Raw genomic sequence first — 19497 nt, 5'->3', positions numbered from 1 at the left:
TCCCGCGGCGCCCGTGCCGCACACTGGGACGGTGAAGCGGAACGTGCGGGCATGGATGAGGGCCGAGGTCGTCGAGGGGACCGAGGTGGCGCTGCTGGTCGCCGTCTCCCGGGCGCCGATCGCCGAGGAGGAGCTCACGGTGACCGCGGGCGGCAAGCCGGCGAGCGTCGTCGAGAGCCGCGACCCGGCCGGGAACCGGCTGCACGTGCTGGGCCCGCTGCCCGCGGGGACGCTCGAGATCACCTACACGGCGACGGGAGTGGGGCCGGCGCCCGTGCCGGAGCCCGAGCCCGTCGACGCGGTGGTGCACCTGCGGCCGTCGCGCTACTGCGAGGTGGACGAGTTCGGTCGCATCGCCCCGGAGGTGGTGGGGGAGCGGACCGGCCTCGGCGCCGCCCGCGCCGTCGTGGACTGGGTCCACGGCCACCTCGACTACGTGCCCGGCTCCAGCACGATCTCCGACTCCGCGCGCAGCACCTACATGTCCCGGAAGGGGGTGTGCCGCGACTACGCCCATCTCACCGCGACGCTGCTGCGGGCGAGCGGGATCCCGGCGCGCTGCACCTCCGTCTACGCGCCGGGGCTCTCGCCGATGGACTTCCACCTCGTGGTCGAGGCGCTCGTCGAGGGCTCGTGGCGCGTGCTCGACGCGACGCATCTCGCGCCGCGCGCCTCGATGGTGGCGATCGCGAGCGGCCAGGACGCCGCGGAGACCGCCTTCATGACGACGCTCACCGGGGACGTGCAGCTCACCGCGATGCAGGTATCCGCGGTCGTGGACCCGGAGCTCCCCGTCGAGCGCTGGGACGAGCCGGTCGTCCTGCGCTGACGGACCCCGCGGCCGGGATCAGGCGGGGGAGTGCCCCTCGTCGTCCTCGGGAGCCCGGTGCTCCTCGGCGGCCGTGCCCTCGTCGGTCTCCGGCAGCTCCTCCGTGGTCGGGCGCGGCTCGGTGGCCGGACCCTCCGCGGAGCCGAAGGGCCCCTGGGGGCCGTCGGTCGCGTCGGCGCCGTCTGCCGGGACGTCCGATGCGTCCTCGTCGAGCCCCGCGAGGTACTGCTCGACCTCCGCGGCGATGTCCTCCGCCGAGGGGACCTCCGCGGTGACGCCGGCGGTGATCATCCGGTCGTACCGCTGCTCGAGGCCGTGCACCATCTCCTGGAGCTGCTCCTGCTCCTCGACCTGGGAGGCGATCGCCTCGCGCACGGGGATCGCCTGGGACTCGAGCGCGCCGACCGGCAGCTCCGGGCCCTTCTCCTCGCGCACCGCGCGCAGCAGCGCGATCGCGGCATCGGGGTAGGTCGCGTCGTGGAGGTACTGCGGCACGTGCGCGACCAGGCCCACCACGTCGTGACCGGACTCCGCGAGGCGCAGCGTCAGCAGCGCCGTGAACGGCGCGCGCAGGCGGAAGGTGCCCGGCATCGTGCGCCGCACGGAGATCGAGTCCGGCCTGCCGGCGAAACGGGTCACCGGGAGCTCGCGGGTATGGGGGACCGGCGCGGGGAAGCCCTGCAGCAGGAGCGTGCGCTCGATGCCGAGCTGATCGACCACGATCCGCAGCGCGCTCGCGACGCGCTCCCACTGGAAGGACGGCTCGGGCCCGGTGAGCAGGAAGAAGGGCTCGCCATCGGGGTCGATGACCTCGTGCAGCAGGATCTCCGGGCGCTCGTAGTCCGCGAAGTGGTCGAGCTCGAGGGTCACCTCGGGGCGGCGCCCCGCGTAGTCGTGCACCTGGTCCATGTCCAGGCGGCCCACGACCCGGCTCGAGAGCGAGTTCAGGAGGTGGTCGTCGACGAGGTCCTGCACGGAACCGGCGTCGGAGAACGCCCCGAGCGTCACGAGCAGCGTGCGCCCGCGCAGGGACCGGGAGTCGACATGGCTCTCGTAGCTGAACAGGGTCGTGGCATCCATGATGACCTCCTCGAGGACAGGTGAAGACGTCTCCTGCAACGAGACCTCACTGCGGCGTATTCCCCCTGTGACGCCCTCGGTGCTCAGGTGAGCAGGGCCACGGTGTCCGCTCCGAGACGGATCGCGAGCGCGCCGGTCACGCCGAGGAACACGATCCGCACGAAGCGCGATCCGAAGCGCAGCGCGAGCCGCGCGCCGAGGTAGCCGCCCGTGAGGTTCGCGACCGCGAGCACGGCCCCCAGCAGCCACCACACCTGACCCTGCAGCCCGAAGACGAGCAGCGCGCCGATGTTCGTGGTGAGGTTCGCGATCTTCGCGTGCACGCTCGCCTCGAGGAACCCGTAGCCGAGCCACGCGACCATCGCGATGATGAAGAACGAGCCGGTGCCGGGTCCCAGCACCCCGTCGTACAGACCCACGCCGCCGCCGATCGCCCCGGCCCGCAGCACGTGCCCGCGCCCCTCGTGCCGCGGGCGGTGCACGAGCCCCATCGTCGGGCGCAGGAGGGTGTAGGCGCCCACCGCGAGGATCGCGACGAGCACGATCGGCGTCATCCAGGCCCGGGGGATGAACGAGGCGAGACCGGCGCCCGCGGCGCTCCCGGCGAGCGCGAACACCACGAGCGGCAGCACGGTCGCGAGCACCGGCGTCACCCGGCGCACATAGGTGAGCGCCGAGGTCGCCGTGCCCGCCGCGCTCGCGACTTTGTTCGTGCCGAGCACCGTCGCGGTCGAGGTGTCCGCCGGGAGGCCGGTCAGCAGCGCCGGCAGCTGGACGAGGCCGCCTCCGCCCACGACCGCGTCCACCCACCCCGCGACGAAGGCCGCCGCGATCAGCAGGACGAGGGTCAGGGTGCCGAGGTCGGCGAGCTGGTCGAGGAGGGGCACCCGTGCACAGTAAGGGATCCTCGGCAGGGGAGCGGCCATGATCCAGGTACCGCTGTCCCCTGGCAGGACCGGCGCCCACCTGGTGCGATGATCAGCAGACCCGGCATGCGGCGGGGCCCGCGGCGCCGGGAGCGTCCGGGAACACCGCGCGCCGCATGCCCCGGTCGCCTACCGTGACCCCACCATCGGAGATCCGACGTCACCTCGGAGAGGAGCGCCACCGTGCCCAGCCCCACGCTCGCCGACGTCGCCCGCGAGGCCGGCGTGTCCAAGGGGACCGCCTCGAAGGCGCTCAACGGCGTCACCGGGGTCTCGGCGGGGACCCGCGAGCGGGTGGCGGCGGCCGCCGCGGCGCTGGGATGGACGCCCTCCTATGCGGCGCGGGCGCTGTCGCGGGCGTCGACCGGGGTGTTCGGCCTCGCGCTCGCGCGCAGCTCGGAGACCGTGGGCACGGAGAGCTTCTTCATGGCCATGGTCGCGGGGCTCGAGGAGGAGCTCGCGCTCACGGACCGCGCCCTGCTGATCCAGCTCGTGCCGGACGTCGAGGCGGAGTCGGAGCTGCTCGCGCGCTGGGCGGCGGAGCGGCGGGTGGACGGGGTGGTCCTGCTCGACGCCCGCTCCGAGGACCCCCGGGCCGCGGTGATCGAGCACACCGGTCTCGCCGCGGCGGCGATGGCGAGCTCCCCGCTCTCGCCGATGATCTCGCGCCTCGCCGTGGACGAGGACGAGCGGATGGACCTCGTGCTGGATCGGCTGATGACGGTGGTCGACGACAAGCCCGCCGGTGCCGGTCGGCACCTGCTGTACCTCGGCGGGCTGCCCCAGTTCCAGCACGTCATGGCGCGGGAGCGCCGGTTCCGTGAGCGCTGCGGCGCAGCGGGGATGGGCGCCTCGGTGCTGCACTCGGACTACCAGCAGCACGACGTGTCCCGGTGGACGCGGGAGCTGCTCGCGCTGCACCGTGAGGCGGGGTGCCGCGGAGTGGTCGTCGACAACGACCTGCTCGCCGCGCAGCTGCTGGTGGAGCTCGGGAGGGACGGGGTGCGGGTGCCCGAGGATCTCGCGATCGTGGCGCTCGAGGACTCGATCCTCTGCACGGTGACGAGTCCGGCGATCACGGCGCTGCACCGCGACACGCGGGAGGCGGGCCGGCTGCTCGCGCGGCTGCTCGTGCGCCACATCGAGGAGGGAACGCTCACGGAGGACATCGGCCCCGGTGGGATGGTGGTGCGGGGGAGCGGGTGACCGAGCGGTCACCGAAACCGGTTGCGATCGTGACCCGTTCGTGACCCGTGTCACGGGCGTTTATTCGTCGCCAAGGCCTATTTTCTCTGCAACGGATCAAGGTCGATCCGCGGCTCCAACGGCGGAGCCCACCCAGAGAGGCAGTGGCCATCATGACCCATCGCGGCACGCTCGGCAGTTCCCCTTCTTCTTCCCGTCTCCTCCCGCAGCTGCCCTCCACGCGGCGCGGATTCCTCGCGGTCACCGGCGCCGTGGGCGGCGCGGCCGCCCTCGCGGCCTGCGGCGGCGCGACCGGCGGCGGTGCCGGCGGCGGCTCCGACGACGGCGGCGACCTCCAGGGCGTCGGCAACAACGGCCAGGCCGGCAGCGGCCGCAAGGGCGACGCGGCGGACCAGCTCTACATCGCCGGCTTCCAGTGGAGCCCGCCCACCAACTTCAACACCTTCGCCGGCGCCCCCGCCTGGCCCGCCTCGAGCAACGTCGCCCAGTACGTCTACGAGACCCTGCTGCGCTTCGACATCGTCACCGGCGAGCTGCTCCCGGGCCTCGCGAAGGAGTACAAGACCGAGGGAACCGACTCCGTCTCCCTCACCCTCCAGGACGGCATCACCTGGAGCGACGGCACCGAGTTCACCGCGGACGACGTCCTCTACACCTTCGAGCTCGGCAAGATCGACCCGAGCCTCGGCATCGCCTCCTTCTGGATCGAGGCGGACGAGATCACGGCGGACGGCTCCACGATCAACATCGCGATCAACCAGGACCGCAAGAACGTGGGCAGCGTCCTCACCCAGCTCGCCCAGCAGTTCATCGTCCCCAAGGCCGTGTTCGAGAAGGCCGCCGAGGAGACCGGCAACAAGCTCGCCACCTGGGAGACCACCGAGCTGCTCGGCACCGGCCCCTTCACCCTCGAGCTCGCCGACCAGACCCAGATCATCCTCGCCCGCAACGACAACTACTGGGGCAAGGACTTCTACGGCGGCCTCCCGCCGATGACGAAGATCATCCACCCGATCTTCAAGTCCAACGAGGACGGCAACCTCAAGTTCCAGAACGGTGAGCTCGACGTCATGCAGCAGTTCGTCCCGCAGCTGTGGAAGATGTGGGAGGGCGGCAAGCCCGTGGGCACCTACCTCCAGGACAAGCCCTACTTCACGCCCGGCTCGATGCCGATGCTGCTCATCAACACCACCAAGCCCGGGCTCGACGACCCCGCCGTGCGCAAGGCCCTCGCGCACGCCGTGGACTACGGCTCGATCGCCGAGACCGCCATGTCCGGCTACTCCGCGGAGGTCCAGGCCTCGCTCGTCATCCCGGGCGGCGCGGAGGACGCCTTCCTCGACGCCGAGAAGGCGAAGGCGGACGGCTGGAGCTTCGACGCGGCGAAGGCCGAGCAGCTGCTCCAGGACGCCGGCTACGCGAAGGGCTCAGACGGCTTCTACGCCAAGGACGGCGTGAAGCTCGGGCCCTGGAAGCTCATCACCCCGCAGGGCTGGACCGACTGGAACGCGGCGCTCGAGATCGTCGCGAAGAACCTCCAGACGATCGGCGTGGACGCGGCGACGAACTTCCCGCAGCAGGCCCAGGTCACGACCTCCATCCAGAACGGCGACTTCGATCTCGCCTGCTGGTACGTGGCCGGCACCAACCCCTCCACGCCCTGGCAGCGCTTCAGCGACGTCATGAGCAACGTCGACATGGTCGAGCTCGGCCAGACCGCCTACCGCAACTACGGTCGCTGGGAGAACGGCGAGGTCAACGACCTGCTGCAGGCCGCGGCCGCCGCGGCCGACGACGCCGCCAAGAAGGAGGCCATCGGCGCGCTCGATGACCTGTACCGCAAGGAGGTCCCGGCCTTCCCGCTCATGTACCGGCCGGACGAGTTCTTCGAGTTCAACGCCACCAACTGGTCGAACTTCCCGACCGAGGAGAACGACTACGCGCCGCCGATGTTCCGCGGCGCCGGCAACGGCTGGATCTTCAAGCTCAAGAAGATCGGCGGCTGAGGGCACCCGTGAACCTCGGCCGTTACATCCTTCAGAAGACGGGGTGGTACCTGGTCGCGCTGGTGGCAGCAGTGGGTCTGAACTTCCTGCTGCCCCGGCTCGTCCCGGGCAACCCCGTGGACGTCATCGTCTCGAACCTGACCCGCGGCGGCTCCATCACCGGCGAGCAGCAGCAGCAGATCTACGAGACCTACGTGGCGGAGTTCGGGCTCGACAAGCCGCTCTGGGAGCAGTTCTTCACGTACCTCGGGAAGGTGTTCACGGGCGACCTCGGCACCTCCTTCGCGAACTACCCCGCCTCCGTCAACGACCTCGTCGGCCAGGCCCTGCCCTGGTCCGTCGCGGTCCAGCTGCCCGCGATCCTCATCGGCTGGGTGCTGGGCAACCTCGTCGGCGCGATCGCGGCGTTCCGCGGCGGGAACTGGGACCGGAGCGTGTTCACCAGCTCGCTGTTCCTGTCCTCCATGCCGTACTACTGCCTCTCGATCCTGCTGCTGTACGTGCTCGCCGTGGTCGCCGGGGTGTTCCCGGTGGGCGGGGCGTATTCGCTGGGCCTCACCCCGGAGCTGAGCGCGGAGTTCCTCTGGGACGCCGTGAGCTACTACTGGCTGCCGTTCCTGTCCCTCGTGATCGTCTTCATCGGCGGTCAGGCCGTGGGCATGCGCTCCATGGCGATCTACGAGCTGGGCGGCGACTACGTGAACTACGCCCGGGCCATGGGCATCCGCGACAACACGATCACGAAGTACATCTTCCGCAACGCGATGCTCCCGCAGATCACGGGGCTCGCGCTGTCGATCGGCACCCTCGTGGGCGGCGCGCTCATCACCGAGCTCGTCTTCAACTACCCCGGGGTGGGCACGCTGCTGTTCAACGCGATCTCGCAGAACGACTACCCGGTGATCCAGGCCATCACGCTGATCATCACGGTGGCGGTGCTGCTGGCCAACTTCGTCGTGGAGATCGTCTACGGCTTCGTCGACCCGCGGATCCGCGCGGCCAAGTCCGGGGAGAAGTGACATGTCGACTCCGAACGCACCGGTGACCGACGAGAAGTCGGCACCTCGCAGCAACCCGTTCCGCAGCTTCAACTTCTCCACCCGGTTCTGGGTCTCGCTGGTGATCGTCGTCGCCGTCGTCGTGCTCGGCCTGGCCGGCCTCCTCTACCCCACGGGGTCGGGGGAGAAGGTCGGCTCGCTGTACGACGCCCCCGGCGGCGGGCTCCCGCTCGGCACGGACAACTTCGGGCACGACGTGCTCGCCGTGCTCATGGCGGGCACCCGCACCTCGCTGATCATCGGCCTCGTCGCCGGGACCATCGCGACCGCGATCGGCGTCGCCGTCGGCCTGGTCGCCGGCTTCGTCGGCGGCTGGCTCGAGGAGGTCCTCATGGGCATCACCAACGTGGTGCTCGCGATCCCCTCGATCATCGTGCTGATCCTCATCTCGATCTCGCTGCCGCAGAGCAGCATCTGGTCGCTCGCGGTCGTCATCGGGATCACCGCCTGGCCCTGGACGGCACGCGCCGTGCGCGCCCAGGCCTCCTCGGTCGCCACCCGCGAGCACATCGACGTGGCCCGGCTCTCCGGCGCGCGGCTGCCCAGCATCCTGCTGGTGGACGTGCTGCCCTACATCCTGTCCTACGCGGTGATGGCCTTCGTGCTGCAGGTCTCCGGCGCGATCCTCGCCGAGTCGGCGCTGTCGATGCTGGGCCTCGGCCCCTCGGGGACGGACTCGCTGGGCACCCAGCTGCACTGGGCGCTCGCCTTCCAGGCGGTCGCCACGGGCGCATGGTGGGCCTTCCTGCCGCCCACGATCGTGCTCACCCTCGTCTCCTTCGGCTTCCTGCTGCTGCAGGCGAGCCTCGACGAGGTCTTCAACCCCCGCCTGCGGCGCGGCAAGAAGAAGCAGATGAAACAGGCCGCGGCCCGCCGTGCGAAGGAGGCCGCCGCGCTCGCCGCCGGCGAGCAGGCCCCCGCCGCCGGCGCCGATCCCCGGCCCGTCCCCACCAGCGCAGGAGGAGCGGCATGAGCCACGCCACCACCCCGCCCGCCCCCGCATCGGCAGGGACCAAGGACCGGTCGGGCCTGCTCGCCCGGGTCACCGACGTCCGCTCCGTGTACGGCGGCGGCGAGCAGGACTTCACCGCCGTCGACGGGGTCTCCCTCGAGCTCGGCGAGGGGGAGATCCTGGGCCTCGCCGGCGAGTCCGGCTGCGGCAAGACGACGCTGGGCAACACTCTCGCGATGATCGCGACCCCGCCGCTGTACGTGCTCTCCGGCACGCTCGAGATCGACGACGAGGTCATCGACCTCTCGACGCTCTCCCCGGCGGACGTCAAGCGCCACCGCCCCTACCGCGGCAGCACCGTCTCGATGCTGCCGCAGGGCGCGATGAACGCGATCAGCCCGACGGTGCGGATCCGCAGCCTCGTCCACGACGTCATGAGGGCCCACCGCACGGGCGTCTCGAAGGACGAGGCGCTGGACCGGGCCCGGGACCGGCTGAAGATGCTCGAGATGCCGGTGCGCGTGCTCGACTCCTACGCCCACCAGCTCTCCGGCGGCATGAAGCAGCGCGTCATCACCGTGATCTCGACGCTGCTGGACCCCCGGCTGCTGATCGCGGACGAACCCACCTCAGCCCTCGACGTCTCCAGCCAGCGCATGCTCGTGGAGATGCTGCTGGCGATGGTGGAGCAGCGGATCATGTCCGGCGTCGTCTTCGTGACGCACGACCTCCCCGTCCTCTCGCAGGTCTCGGACAAGCTCGCGATCATGAACGCCGGCTCCATCGTCGAGATGGGGCCTACGCGCCAGCTCGTCGAGGACCCGCAGCACCCGTACACCAAGAAGCTGCTCTCCTCGGTGCTGGACCCGACTGCGGAGACCCGGGAGCGCGGTCGCGACCGCGCCCAGGGCGGGGCGCCCGCCCCGGCACCGAGCACGGAGGAGGCACGATGACCGAGAGCGCCACCGGACCCGCCGCGGCCCCGGTCGACGACGGCGGCGGGATGATCACCCGCTCCGAGGCGGGGACCCCGCTGCTGTCCTGCCGCGACCTGACGAAGACGTTCAGCGTCGCGGGCGGCAGCATCACGGCGGTGGACTCCGTGAGCCTCGACTTCCCCGCCTCGAGCGTGCTCGCGGTGGTGGGGGAGTCCGGCTCCGGCAAATCGACCCTCGCGCGGATGCTGCTGCGGCTCATGCCCGCGACCTCCGGCACGATCACCTTCCGCGACCAGGACGTCACGAGGATCAAGGGCCAGGAGCTGCGCTCCTACTGGTCCGAGGTCCAGGCCGTCTTCCAGGACCCCTTCGCCTCCTTCAACCAGTTCTTCACCGTGGGCTCGCTGCTGCGCCGCAGCCTCAAGCTCGCGGGCGTGGAGAAGGAGGAGGGCGACCACCTCATCGAGGAGTGCCTGGGGTACGTGGGCCTCACGCCCAAGGAGGCGCTGCACAAGTTCCCGCACCAGATGTCCGGCGGGCAGCGGCAGCGCGTCATGGTCGCCCGCGCGCTCATGATGCGGCCGACGGTCCTCCTCGCGGACGAGGCGACGAGCATGCTCGACGCGTCGCTGCGCGTGAACGTCCTCAACGTGCTCCACGACCTGCGTCACGAGCTGGGCCTGACGGTCCTGTTCATCACCCACGACATCGGCCAGGCCTGCTACCTCGCGGACCGCGTCGCGGTGATGGAGCACGGCGTCGTCGTCGAGCGCGGCAGCACCGAGGAGGTCATCTTCGCGCCGCAGGCGGAGTACACCAAGCGCCTGCTCGCGGACGTCCCGGACCTCCGGGGCAGCCTCAAGCACCACGCCTGAGCGACAGGCACGACCGGCCCGGTGGCCGTGGGGGAGACCCCGCGCCCACCGGGCTCTGTCGTGCCCGCGGGACGGGGCGCATACTGCCCCCATGGCGATGACGCTGAGCGATCCTCCCGTCCCTGCGGACTGGGCGCGGCACACCCCCACCTCCGACCCGGGGCCCTGGGCGAGGCTGCTCGACGCGGTACCGCCGCGACCCGCCGAGATCGGGCAGGTCGTGCGGAACCTCGGCGCCCACTACCGGGGTCAGGAGGCCGACCTGCCACCCGCGACCCGCGGCGACGTCGACCTGCGCTGGGTCACCGACATGCTCGCCACCGACCAGCGCCGCCACGACGGCCTCCCGCTGCGCGCGGAGCGGCCGGTGGGGGAGCGGCTCCAGGGCTGCTGCCGTGACCACTCCCTGCTCGCCGTCGCGATCCTGCGCCACCACGGCGTCCCGGCGCGCTGCCGGGTGGGCTTCGCCGACTACTTCGTGTCTGGGTGGCACGCGGACCACGTCGTCGCCGAGTGGCACGACGGCACCCGCTGGCGACGCTTCGACCCCGAGGTCGACCCGGCCTGGGGGCTGCTGCCGGACCCCCTGGACCTCGACACGGAGGTCGTCCTGCACGGGGGCCCGGGCTTCGTGACCGCGCGGGAGACCTTCCGCCTGGTGCGGGAGGGCCGCCTGGACCCGTCGGCCCACGGGGTCGCGCCGGGGATCCCGGAGCTGGCAGGCCAGGGCTTCGTGCTCGCGGAGCTCCTCTGGGAGCTCACGCGCCGCTACGGGGACGAGCTGCTGCTGTGGGACTCCTGGGGCGGTGTGCCCGGGCCGGGCGAGGCGATGGACCCGGCGCTGCTCGACGTGCTCGACCGCGCCGCCGCGCTGCTCGCCGCCGCCGACGCCGGGAGCGAGCAGGCGGAGGCGGAGCTCCATGCCCTCTACGTCTCCGACGCCCGGCTCCACCCGGGGCACGAGGTGGTCCGCCACTCTCCCGTCACCGACGACGCCGTGACGGTGCGCCTGCGGTGACGACCCGCCGCGCGCCCCGTACCGTGGGGGCATGGCGATCATCCATCGGGCCGATCTGAGCCCCACCAAGCCCGAGATCCTGCACGCCTTCCTCTCCGACCGCAGCTGGGGCGACGGCGGCGAGATCACCGTGCTGGGCGCCTACCGCTTCGACGACCCGGCCGGCGAGGTGGGCGTCGAGTGCCACCTCGTGCAGGCCGGGGACTCGGTGTTCCACCTGCCGCTCACCTACCGCGCCGCGCCCCTGGAGGACGGGGAGGACGCCTTCGTGGGCACCATGAAGCATTCGGTGCTGGGGGAGCGGTTCGTCTACGACGGCCTCGGCGACGAGATCGCGATCGACTGCTTCGCCCGCGCGCTCGCCGGGGAGCAGGAGCAGGCCGAGCTCGACGTGTACGACGGCGAGACCCTCGTCGAGCGCCGGCCCCAGTCCGTGCTGCTGCACCTCGAGACCGACGAGGGCGAGGAGGCACCGAGCCTCGCCGCGCTCATGGAGGACGGCGAGCCCTTCACCGTGGCGCGCACGGTGGGCGGCCTCGACGGCGCGGTCCGGCTGGTCGCCACCTGGGGCGGCGAGCACGCCGGCAGCGGCGTCGTCGCCTCCTGCTGAGACCGGGCATTCCCGGCCCGTGCAGCCGGCGGAGCGAGGTCAGGCCAGGAGCGCGAGGGCGCGCCGCCCGTGAAGAGCAGGCCGATCGTGTGGAACGGCTGCTCCTCGCCGTGGATCCCGCCGCCCAGCCAGACGTCGGTGGCGAGGATCAGATGCCGCAGGTTCTGGGCGAGGGACCATTCGTCCGGGACGTGCGCGTCCACGAGCTCCGGGGGAGTGGCCTCGAGCGTCGCCTGCCAGGCGTCCTTCACCGCGGCCCAGCCCTCGCGCAGCCCGTCCGGCGTGCGGGAGCGGGACAGGTCGCGACCGGGGAACAGCCGGTCCAGCTCCGCCTCGACGAAGGGCACGACGTCGACGCCGTTGACGAGCAGCGTGCCGAAGGCGAGGTCGTGGCTGTCGAGGTCGAGCCCGTTCAGCTCGCTGCCGCGCACGGTGATCTCGCTGATGTCGCACTGGCGGAGCGTCGCCCCGCGGAAGCTCGTGCGGAGGAATCGCGCGCCCGCGAACTCACGGCTGTTCTCGATGGTGCTCATGGGGCCGCCTCGGGTCGTGCCGCTCAGGATCCTGCGCGGTCGCGCCCAGCCTCGTCACGTGCCACGGGACGGTCAAGGGACGGAGCATGATCTGTCGAGCTGCCATCGGCCGAGCGACGAGGGGCCCCCCCTTCCCTCAACTTTACATAACGTACATTATCGGCGTTGTGTACGGAGGTAAGGAAGGGGCGAGCGGGCTGCGACGGCGCGCGGGTCGCCCCGGCTCCTTACGCCGGATCCTGCGGAACCCGCCGTCCCGTCGTCCCACGTGGGACATGAACGGTGCACGCCCCGTTCACCCCGGTTCGCCACGGTCGTGGGGTTCGCCGTCCCGACCCGACGGAACCCCTGACCTCACGACATCGGAGACCAAGGATGACCACCCTCATGCGCCGCACCCTTCTCACCACCGCGACCGCCGCCGGCCTCGCCGCCGTCGCCGTCCCCGCCGAGGCCGCGCCGTCGGCCTCCGGCAAGGCGCTGATCGGCAAGGCCCGCAAGGATCAGCTCCACGTGATGACCTTCAACATCCGCATGGACAACTCCACGAACACCCAGCCGGGCGACGCCGACCACTGGCCCGAGCGCCGGCCGCTGCTCGTGGAGCTCCTCGAGCGCGAGCAGCCCACCCTGCTCGGCGTCCAGGAGGCGAAGTACTCCCAGCTCGGCGCGCTCGAGGAGGCGCTGCCGAAGCACCGGATGATCGGCTACGGCCGCCAGGGCGGCAGCCGCGACGAGTACTCCGCGATCCTCTACGACGCCACGCGTCTCGAGGTGCTCGCCTGGGACCAGTTCTGGCTCTCGGACACGCCGGACGTCATCGGCTCCGCCACCTGGGGCAACACCGTGACCCGCATCGTCACCTGGGCGCACCTGCGCGATCTGCGCAGCGGCACCGAGCTCGTCCACGTCAACACCCACTTCGACCACCGCTCCGAGGAGGCCCGGATCCGCAGCGGCGAGGCGATCGCGGCGCTGCTGGAGGACGAGGAGCTCGCCGGGCTCCCGCTGATCCTCACGGGCGACTTCAACTCCCCCGCCCCGAACTCCGGCGCGTACACAACCCTCGTGACCGACGGCCCGCTGCTGGACACCTGGGACAGCGCCGAGGAGCGGCTCACCCCGGCCTGGGGCACGTTCCCCGGCTACGAGGACCCGGTCGAGGGCAACGACCGCATCGACTGGATCTGCACGAGCGAGGGCGTACGCGCCCTGCGCACGGCGATCAACGTGTGGCGGGACGCCGACGGCCGCTACCCCTCCGACCACGCGCCCGTGCAGACGCTGATCGCCCTCCCCTGATCCTCGGCCGCCTCTCCCCCTGTCCGCCGTGACCTGTCCGTGACCTGCAATTTCTCAGACACCCGCCCTCGAAGCGGGGCATGGTGTCAGACTCCTCACAGGTGGACGGCGCGGTTCATCGGACGTTCCCGTCCCGGTCTCTTCCCGGTCGGCGGGCCGTCCCGATCCGGTCATTCCCGTCACCTGTGATGGCGAACGGCCGCCGATCGGGCGGCCCCGGACGGAACGAGGAGCGGATGTCGAGCACGACCACCGGGCAGGGGGCGCCCCCGCGGCGCCGCCGGCTCTCGGGCAGAGGGCGCCGCGACGCGATCTGGTTCCTCGCCCTCGCCCTGCCCAACATCGTCCTCATCGCGCTGTTCACGTACCGGCCGCTGCTGACCAACGTGTACTACTCGACGCTGGACTGGACGCTCGGATCGGCGAGCGCGACCTTCATCGGGCTGGGCAACTACGTCGAGTTCTTCACCTCGACGGCGGGCCACGAGAGCATCCGCATCACCGTGGTCTTCACGCTCGTCACCGTGGGCGGGTCGATGGTGCTCGGCCTGCTGCTGGCCCTCGCGCTGAACGCACGGATCCCCGGCACCGCGATCGCCCGCTCCGCGGCCTTCGCGCCCTACGTGCTCTCCGGGGTGGGCGTGGGCCTGGTGTGGCTGTTCATCTTCGATCCCGACTTCGGCGTGCTCGCGTGGTTCCTCCGCCAGCTCGGCCTCAGCAGCCCCGAATGGATGAACGATCCGACGATGGCCCTGGTCATGGTCATGGTCGTGTACATCTGGAAGAACCTCGGCTACTGCGCGATCGTCTACCTCGGCGGTCTGCAGTCGCTCCCGCAGGACGTCCTCCAGGCCGCCGCGCTCGACGGTGCCGGCCCGCTGCGACGGTTCTGGTCGATCAGCCTGCCGCTGCTCTCCCCCACGACCTTCTTCCTGCTCATCACGACGATGCTCAGCAGCCTCCAGGCCTTCGACATCCTCCGGATCATGACGCCTACGGGACGCGGCACCAACGCCCTCATCTTCGAGAGCTACCTGCAGGCCTTCGGCGGCTACTCGCGCGCCGGGTACTCCGCGGCGATCTCGGTGGTCCTGTTCCTCATGCTCATCGTCATCACGGTGGTGCAGGTCCGGTTCGTCGAGAAGAAGGTGCACTACGCATGAGCGCCCCCGCCGCCACCTCCCTCGGCCCCGTGACCCCGCCCGTCGGCGAGACGCCGCCCCCGCCGATCCGCCGGCGCGGCGGCCCGTTCTCCCGCGAGAACCTCGCCGCGACGATCCTCACCGGCTACGTCCCGCTGATCATCGCGACCGCCGTGGTGGTGCTGCCGCTGCTGTGGATGATGATCAGCTCGTTCAAATCGCCGTCGGAGATCCTCACGACGGACCTCGTGGTGCTCCCCTCGGATCCGACGCTGCACAACTACCGGGTCGCGATGACCTCCGTGCCGATCCCGCGGTTCTTCCTGAACTCCGTGATCGTCACCGTGATCGGCGCGACCCTCAAGGTCACCCTCGCGATCATGACCGCCTATGCGCTCGTGTTCGTGCGCTTTCCCGCCAAGCGCATCATCTTCGTGGGCATCCTCGTGGCGCTCATGGTGCCGCCGCAGGTCGCGATCCTGCCCAACTATGTGCTCATCGCCGGCTGGGGCGGCGTCAACACCTACTGGGGCATCATCCTCCCGGGCCTCGGCACCGCCTTCGGCACCTTCCTGCTGCGCCAGCACTTCCTCACGATCCCGCCCTCGATCCTCGAGGCCGCAAGCCTGGACGGCGCCGGCCACTGGGGCAGCATCTGGCGGATCGTCGTGCCGATCTCCCTGCCCTCGATCGCGACGGTCGCCCTCGTGACCGTCGTCAGCGAGTGGAACGACTACATCTGGCCGCTGATCATCACCACCGACTCCTCGATGATGACGCTCCCCGTGGGCCTCACGGCCCTGCAGAACTCCGAGGGGAACACGGGATCCGGCTGGGGGATCCTCATGGCCGGCACCGTCGTCGTCATCATCCCCGTGCTGCTCGTCTTCGCCGCGCTCCAGCGCTACATCGTCTCGGGGCTCACCCAGGGCAGCGTCACCGGCTGACCGCCGCTACGCCCCCTCTCGCACGTCTCCCTCCGCCGTCACCCCTGCAGGTCACCACCTCCCGTCCCGAAAGGACACCCGCCATGACCGGACTCCCCCGCCCCCTCACCGCCTCCACGACCCGGCGCTCCCTGATCGGGCTCGGCGCCGCCGGCGCCGGCGCCCTCGCCCTCGCCGCCTGCGGCGGGCCCTCCGTGGGCGGCGGCTCCGGGGGCAGCGACGGCGGCTCGGCCGCCGAGGAGACCGACTTCTCCTCCGTCGAGCCCGCGACGGAGATCGCCTTCTGGACCAGCCACCCCGGCGGCTCCAAGGACGTCGAGGCCGAGCTCATCACGAAGTTCACCGAGGAGACGGGTATCACCGTCAAGCACGTGACGGCCGGCTCGAACTACGAGGAGATCGCGCAGCGCTTCCAGACGGCCCAGGCCGCCAAGGACGATCTCCCCGCCGTCGTCGTGCTCTCCGACGTGTGGTGGTTCCGCTACTTCCTCGAGGGCAACATCGCCGCCCTGGACCCGATGATCGAGAAGCTCGGCATCGACATCGCGGACTACCGCGACTCCCTCGTCGCCGACTACCAGTACGAGGACAAGCAGTGGGCGCTCCCCTACGGCCGCTCCACGCCGCTCTTCTACTACAACAAGGACCACTTCGCCGCCGCGGGCCTGCCCGACCGCGCCCCGAAGACCTGGCAGGAGTTCGAGGAGTGGGCCCCGAAGCTCACCCAGGGCGACGTCGCCTACATGTACCCCGACCTCGCGGGCTACGCCGGCTGGACCCTCCAGAACGTGCTCTGGGGCAAGGGCACCGCGTGGTCCGACGACTGGACCCTGAAGGTCTCCGACCCCAAGACGATCGAGGCCATGACCTGGGTGCAGGACACGGTCCACTCCGCGGGCTGGGCGCAGGTCGCCTCGAGCGACTCGGCGGACACCTTCGCCGCGGGCGTCTGCTCGACGACGATCGCCTCGACGGGCTCGCTCGTGGGCGTGCTCGAGGCCGCGAGCTTCGACGTGGGCGTCGGCTTCCTCCCCGCCGGCCCGGTCGACGGGCCCGTGTGCCCGACGGGCGGTGCGGGTCTCGGCGTCCCCTCCGCGATCACGCCCGAGCAGCAGCTCGCCGGTGCGATGCTCATCGAGTTCATGGGCCGCCCGGAGTCCACCGTCGCGTTCTCCGGCGCGACCGGCTACATGCCGATCCGCAAGAGCGCCGACGTCTCCGCCCTGCTCGAGAAGACCCCGCAGATCCAGACCGCGATCGACCAGCTCGAGGTCACCCGCACCCAGGACTACGCCCGCGTGTTCCTCCCCGGTGCGGATCAGGAGATGGCGACCGCGGTGGGCTCGATCCTCACCGAGGAGGGCGACGTCGAGAAGGCCATGACGGACCTCCAGACGAAGCTCCAGGACATCTACACCAAGCAGGTCGAGCCGAAGCTCTCCTGACCTCCCGCCCGCCGCGAGCGGCGGCACCGCGCGAGCAGGGACGGCGTCCCCGGCCACGGCCGGGGGCGCCGTCGAGTCATGTGTGGGGCACTCAGGCCGCGGCGGCCTCGCGCAGGCGCGCCTGGTAGGTGGGGTCGGTGCGCTTGAGCCAGCGGATCACCGCGGAGGTCACCGGGATCATCGCGTACTGGACGAGCACCTTGTAGAGGAAGCCGAGCACCGTGTACTGGGCCCACTGCTCGATGGTCGTGATGCCGATCGCCGCGGAGGCGATCGTGCAGAAGATGATCGTGTCCACGAGCTCGCCGAGCCCGGAGGAGGTGAAGAGCCGGCCGATCAGCCCGCGCTCGCCGAGGCGCTGCTTCATGCGGCCCACCACGAAGGAGTTCAGGCTCTGCCCGCAGGCGAAGCCGGCCAGACCGGCGAGGACGACGATCCACACCGGGCCGAGCGCGAGCTCGAGGGCCTCCTGCTTCGCCAGGCCGTAGTCGTCGGGGAACGGCGGCAGGGCGATGATCGCCCAGTAGCTGAGGGAGGCGAGGATGCTCGCGGCGAAGGAGACGATGATCGCGCGGCGCGCGGTGCGGGGGCCGTACAGCTCGGTGACGATGTCGCCGAGCACGTAGGCGAGGGGGAAGAGGATGAACCCGCCGTCGGTGATGATCTCGAGCCCGGTCCCCGGGACCGTGCCGAAGCTGACCCCCTTGGCGGCGCCGATGCCGGAGAGGATCACCACCGCCACCATGGCGGCGAGGAGGATGTCGAAGTGGGAGGACCCCCGGTCGGCGTAGACGGCGCCGGCCGGGCGTCCAGTGGTCGTTGATGCGTCTGTCGTGGTCACCGGGGAAGGCTACACAGCCCTCTCCCCCGCGACGTCAGATGCCGCGCGCCGTGTAGTCGACGTCGCTCACGAACGACTCGAAGGAGCTCTCTCCCCCGTGCCACTTCACGGAGTCGCCCGCGAAGGGGCCGGACTCGGAGTACTGCCACAGCTCCCACGCCCACCAGTTGCCGGGCAGGTTCGTCGGCTCGGAGGACTGGTAGGCGGCGAGGAAGAGCGGCGTGTTCGACGGGGTCCAGGTGCCCACGTTGTCGTCCCACCAGTGGGCGTTGGTGTAGATGACGGGGCGGCGGCCGACGGCGTCCTTGTAGGCGCTGAGGAAGCCGATGATCCACTGCCGCAGCTCCTGCTGGCCGAGCCCGTAGTCCGAGGGGAGCCCGGCGTAGCCCTCGAAGTCGACCATGCCGGGCAGAGTGATGCCGTCGTCGGTCCAGCCGCCGCCGGCGCCGAGGAAGTTCTCGACCTGCTTCTCCGGACCGCTGCGGTCCGGTCGGGCGAAGTGGTACCCGCCGCGCACGAGCCCGGCGCGGCCGGCGCCGGTGTACTGCTCGTTGAAGGTCGAGCTGCGGTAGGTGACGCCCTCGGAGGCCTTGACATAGGCGAAGCGGGAGCCGGCGGAGGCCTGCGCCTCCCAGTCCACGGAGGACTGCCAGCCGGAGACGTCCTGTCCGTAGATGCCGGCGGCCTGGGCGGCGGGGGCGGTGAGGGCGGTCGCGCCGACACCGAGGGCGGCGGCGCCGACGACGCCCCCTCGGAGGAGCGACCGTCGTCCGGCATCGGCGCCGGAGGAGGCGGCGGGCGGTGCGGGGGCGGCGAGGTGCTTGGGGCGGTAGGGAGCCATCGGTGTCTCCTGGGGAAGCGGGGACGCGGGGGAAGGGAGGATGCGACATGCGTCGCACCTGGGGCCGACCCTAGGGGCCGCTCGCTCGCCGCGCGTGCCTCTGGGACCCGTCACGGCGTGTCGGTACCGGATCTCCGGGACGTTCGGGGCGAACCGGGCGGGCTCGTCCCTTCGCTCCCGGCCCGCCTCCGGGACCGCCTCGCTGTGCGCTCCGGCCTCAGGAGGGCTCGAGGAAGGCGTGCAGCGTGCCGAGGATCGTCGTCGCGGCGAGCTCGGTGACGTCCTCCCGGCCGTCGAGCAGCTCCCGCAGCATGAGGTCCAGGAAGATGCCCACGAGGAGCTGCGCGAGATCCGGCAGCGGGAGCCGGCTGCGCTCGCCGTTCTGCTCCATCCCGAGCGAGAGCAGGCGCGCCACGGCGTCGCGCAGCCGGCCCAGCTCCGAGGACAGCGCGGCGCGCATCTCCGCCTCACGGAGGGAATGCGTCACCGCGTCGGTGTAGAGGAGGTACCACTGGCGCGAGTACGGGCGCAGCGCCTCGAAGGCGGCGATGAGGACGGTCGCGTCGGGGTCCTCGCAGGGGCTCAGGTCGGGGGCGGTGACGGGGAGCGCCCCCTCGACCTCGGTGCGCAGGATCGTGAGGAGCTCGTCCGTGACCGAGGAGAACAGGGCGAGGAAGACCTCCTCCTTGTTGGAGAAGTTCGAGTAGAACGCCCCACGGGTGAAGCCGGCCGCCTTGACGATGTCGTCGACCGTGACGCCGTCCACGCCCTTGTCGACGAAGACGTCGAGGGAGGCCTGGACCAGGCGCTGACGGGTGTTCTCCTTCCGGCGCGTGCCCGCGGAGCTGGGCAGCGGCTCGAAGAGGTCGGTCATGGGGGCGGGGGCTCCTCGCGGGGAAGGCCCCTCGACGTCGAGGAGGCCGGTGATCGTGTTCCTCCGCAGTCTAG

Annotated in this window: 18 protein-coding genes and 1 pseudogene; 13 read left to right on the top strand and 6 right to left on the bottom strand. The window is 71.2% G+C overall.

Going from position 1 to position 19497, the window contains the following annotated elements; genetic code table 11:
- Positions 1 to 31 precede the first annotated feature (31 nt).
- Entirely contained in the window at positions 32 to 829 is a 798-nt protein-coding gene (locus C1N80_RS11120) for a transglutaminase-like domain-containing protein (protein ID WP_343904908.1), read from the top strand.
- 18 nt (positions 830 to 847) lie between these two features.
- Here the strand turns inward: C1N80_RS11120 and C1N80_RS11115 are convergent, their stop codons facing one another.
- Together C1N80_RS11115 and C1N80_RS11110 are read right to left on the bottom strand one after the other, a co-directional pair.
- Positions 848 to 1909, bottom strand: a complete 1062-nt coding sequence (locus C1N80_RS11115) for a PAC2 family protein (RefSeq protein WP_137770821.1) — start codon at positions 1907 to 1909, stop codon at positions 848 to 850.
- A gap of 83 nt (positions 1910 to 1992) precedes the next feature.
- A complete protein-coding gene (locus C1N80_RS11110) occupies positions 1993 to 2796 on the bottom strand; it encodes a TSUP family transporter (protein WP_137770820.1) in 804 nt (267 codons plus the stop codon).
- Between the two features lie 222 nt (positions 2797 to 3018).
- Between C1N80_RS11110 and C1N80_RS11105 the strand changes: the two genes are divergently transcribed.
- From C1N80_RS11105 to C1N80_RS15570, 8 genes are all read left to right on the top strand, one after another.
- Entirely contained in the window at positions 3019 to 4041 is a 1023-nt protein-coding gene (locus C1N80_RS11105; RefSeq protein WP_137770819.1) for a LacI family DNA-binding transcriptional regulator, read from the top strand.
- 152 nt (positions 4042 to 4193) lie between these two features.
- On the top strand, positions 4194 to 6047 hold the full coding sequence (locus C1N80_RS11100; protein ID WP_137770818.1) for an ABC transporter substrate-binding protein: 1854 nt from the start codon (positions 4194 to 4196) through the stop codon (positions 6045 to 6047).
- 62 nt (positions 6048 to 6109) lie between these two features.
- Positions 6110 to 7066: an ABC transporter permease gene (locus C1N80_RS11095; protein ID WP_240811106.1), complete on the top strand. Its 957-nt coding sequence runs from the start codon at positions 6110 to 6112 to the stop codon at positions 7064 to 7066.
- A gap of 1 nt (position 7067) precedes the next feature.
- Entirely contained in the window at positions 7068 to 8078 is a 1011-nt protein-coding gene (locus C1N80_RS11090; protein WP_137770816.1) for an ABC transporter permease, read from the top strand.
- The gene (locus tag C1N80_RS11085; RefSeq protein WP_137770815.1) at positions 8075 to 9010 is read left to right on the top strand and encodes an ABC transporter ATP-binding protein; all 936 of its coding nucleotides are present in this window, start codon (positions 8075 to 8077) and stop codon (positions 9008 to 9010) included. The genes C1N80_RS11090 and C1N80_RS11085 overlap by 4 nt, the downstream gene beginning before the upstream one ends.
- Positions 9007 to 9870 carry an ABC transporter ATP-binding protein gene (locus C1N80_RS11080; protein ID WP_240811105.1) on the top strand — a complete coding sequence of 288 codons (864 nt, stop codon included), beginning with the start codon at positions 9007 to 9009 and terminating at the stop codon, positions 9868 to 9870. Before C1N80_RS11085 ends, C1N80_RS11080 begins: the two co-directional genes overlap by 4 nt.
- Positions 9871 to 9961: 91 nt before the next feature.
- Entirely contained in the window at positions 9962 to 10888 is a 927-nt protein-coding gene (locus tag C1N80_RS15960) for a transglutaminase-like domain-containing protein (RefSeq protein ID WP_137770814.1), read from the top strand.
- 31 nt (positions 10889 to 10919) lie between these two features.
- On the top strand, positions 10920 to 11498 hold the full coding sequence (locus C1N80_RS15570; protein WP_168198091.1) for a hypothetical protein: 579 nt from the start codon (positions 10920 to 10922) through the stop codon (positions 11496 to 11498).
- Here C1N80_RS15570 and C1N80_RS15565 read toward each other — a convergent pair.
- Positions 11468 to 12031, bottom strand: a pseudogene (locus C1N80_RS15565) (DinB family protein); the annotation flags it as partial. The gene C1N80_RS15570 and the pseudogene C1N80_RS15565 overlap by 31 nt on opposite strands.
- A 375-nt stretch (positions 12032 to 12406) precedes the next feature.
- Between C1N80_RS15565 and C1N80_RS11065 the strand changes: the two are divergent.
- From C1N80_RS11065 to C1N80_RS11050, 4 genes are all read left to right on the top strand, one after another.
- Entirely contained in the window at positions 12407 to 13333 is a 927-nt protein-coding gene (locus tag C1N80_RS11065) for an endonuclease/exonuclease/phosphatase family protein (RefSeq protein ID WP_240811104.1), read from the top strand.
- A gap of 236 nt (positions 13334 to 13569) precedes the next feature.
- Entirely contained in the window at positions 13570 to 14496 is a 927-nt protein-coding gene (locus C1N80_RS11060) for a carbohydrate ABC transporter permease (RefSeq protein ID WP_137770812.1), read from the top strand.
- Positions 14493 to 15422 (top strand): carbohydrate ABC transporter permease, encoded by a 930-nt coding sequence (locus C1N80_RS11055; protein ID WP_137770811.1) that lies wholly within the window; start codon positions 14493 to 14495, stop codon positions 15420 to 15422. Before C1N80_RS11060 ends, C1N80_RS11055 begins: the two co-directional genes overlap by 4 nt.
- Before the next feature lie 83 nt (positions 15423 to 15505).
- Complete coding sequence (locus tag C1N80_RS11050) at positions 15506 to 16867, top strand: ABC transporter substrate-binding protein (RefSeq protein ID WP_137770810.1); 1362 nt, start codon at positions 15506 to 15508, stop codon at positions 16865 to 16867.
- 91 nt (positions 16868 to 16958) lie between these two features.
- On the opposite strand, the gene C1N80_RS11045 is transcribed toward C1N80_RS11050, so the two are convergent.
- The 3 genes from C1N80_RS11045 to C1N80_RS11035 form a co-directional block, all read right to left on the bottom strand.
- Positions 16959 to 17708: a queuosine precursor transporter gene (locus C1N80_RS11045; protein WP_137770809.1), complete on the bottom strand. Its 750-nt coding sequence runs from the start codon at positions 17706 to 17708 to the stop codon at positions 16959 to 16961.
- A 34-nt stretch (positions 17709 to 17742) separates the two neighbouring features.
- The gene (locus C1N80_RS11040; protein ID WP_137770808.1) at positions 17743 to 18549 is read right to left on the bottom strand and encodes a GH25 family lysozyme; all 807 of its coding nucleotides are present in this window, start codon (positions 18547 to 18549) and stop codon (positions 17743 to 17745) included.
- A gap of 217 nt (positions 18550 to 18766) precedes the next feature.
- The gene (locus C1N80_RS11035) at positions 18767 to 19423 is read right to left on the bottom strand and encodes a TetR/AcrR family transcriptional regulator (protein WP_137770807.1); all 657 of its coding nucleotides are present in this window, start codon (positions 19421 to 19423) and stop codon (positions 18767 to 18769) included.
- Positions 19424 to 19497: the final 74 nt, after the last annotated feature.

The sequence above is a fragment of the Brachybacterium sp. SGAir0954 genome, assembly GCF_005490785.1.
In the GTDB taxonomy this organism is placed as follows: Bacteria; Actinomycetota; Actinomycetes; order Actinomycetales; family Dermabacteraceae; genus Brachybacterium; species Brachybacterium rhamnosum.
Note: the sequence above shows the minus strand (reverse complement) of the source record. Positions and strands in the feature narration are given on the sequence as shown.

What these genes read in the sequence shown, in the direction of transcription:
- C1N80_RS11115 (WP_137770821.1), bottom strand. Translation starts at nt 1,909, where the DNA reads ATGGATGCCACGACCCTGTTCAGCTACGAGAGCCATGTCGACTCCCGG.
- C1N80_RS11100 (WP_137770818.1), top strand. Translation starts at nt 4,194, where the DNA reads ATGACCCATCGCGGCACGCTCGGCAGTTCCCCTTCTTCTTCCCGTCTC.
- C1N80_RS11090 (WP_137770816.1), top strand. Translation starts at nt 7,068, where the DNA reads ATGTCGACTCCGAACGCACCGGTGACCGACGAGAAGTCGGCACCTCGC.
- C1N80_RS11085 (WP_137770815.1), top strand. Translation starts at nt 8,075, where the DNA reads ATGAGCCACGCCACCACCCCGCCCGCCCCCGCATCGGCAGGGACCAAG.
- C1N80_RS11080 (WP_240811105.1), top strand. Translation starts at nt 9,007, where the DNA reads ATGACCGAGAGCGCCACCGGACCCGCCGCGGCCCCGGTCGACGACGGC.
- C1N80_RS15960 (WP_137770814.1), top strand. Translation starts at nt 9,962, where the DNA reads ATGGCGATGACGCTGAGCGATCCTCCCGTCCCTGCGGACTGGGCGCGG.
- C1N80_RS15570 (WP_168198091.1), top strand. Translation starts at nt 10,920, where the DNA reads ATGGCGATCATCCATCGGGCCGATCTGAGCCCCACCAAGCCCGAGATC.
- C1N80_RS11065 (WP_240811104.1), top strand. Translation starts at nt 12,407, where the DNA reads ATGACCACCCTCATGCGCCGCACCCTTCTCACCACCGCGACCGCCGCC.
- C1N80_RS11060 (WP_137770812.1), top strand. Translation starts at nt 13,570, where the DNA reads ATGTCGAGCACGACCACCGGGCAGGGGGCGCCCCCGCGGCGCCGCCGG.
- C1N80_RS11055 (WP_137770811.1), top strand. Translation starts at nt 14,493, where the DNA reads ATGAGCGCCCCCGCCGCCACCTCCCTCGGCCCCGTGACCCCGCCCGTC.
- C1N80_RS11050 (WP_137770810.1), top strand. Translation starts at nt 15,506, where the DNA reads ATGACCGGACTCCCCCGCCCCCTCACCGCCTCCACGACCCGGCGCTCC.
- C1N80_RS11040 (WP_137770808.1), bottom strand. Translation starts at nt 18,549, where the DNA reads ATGGCTCCCTACCGCCCCAAGCACCTCGCCGCCCCCGCACCGCCCGCC.
- C1N80_RS11035 (WP_137770807.1), bottom strand. Translation starts at nt 19,423, where the DNA reads ATGACCGACCTCTTCGAGCCGCTGCCCAGCTCCGCGGGCACGCGCCGG.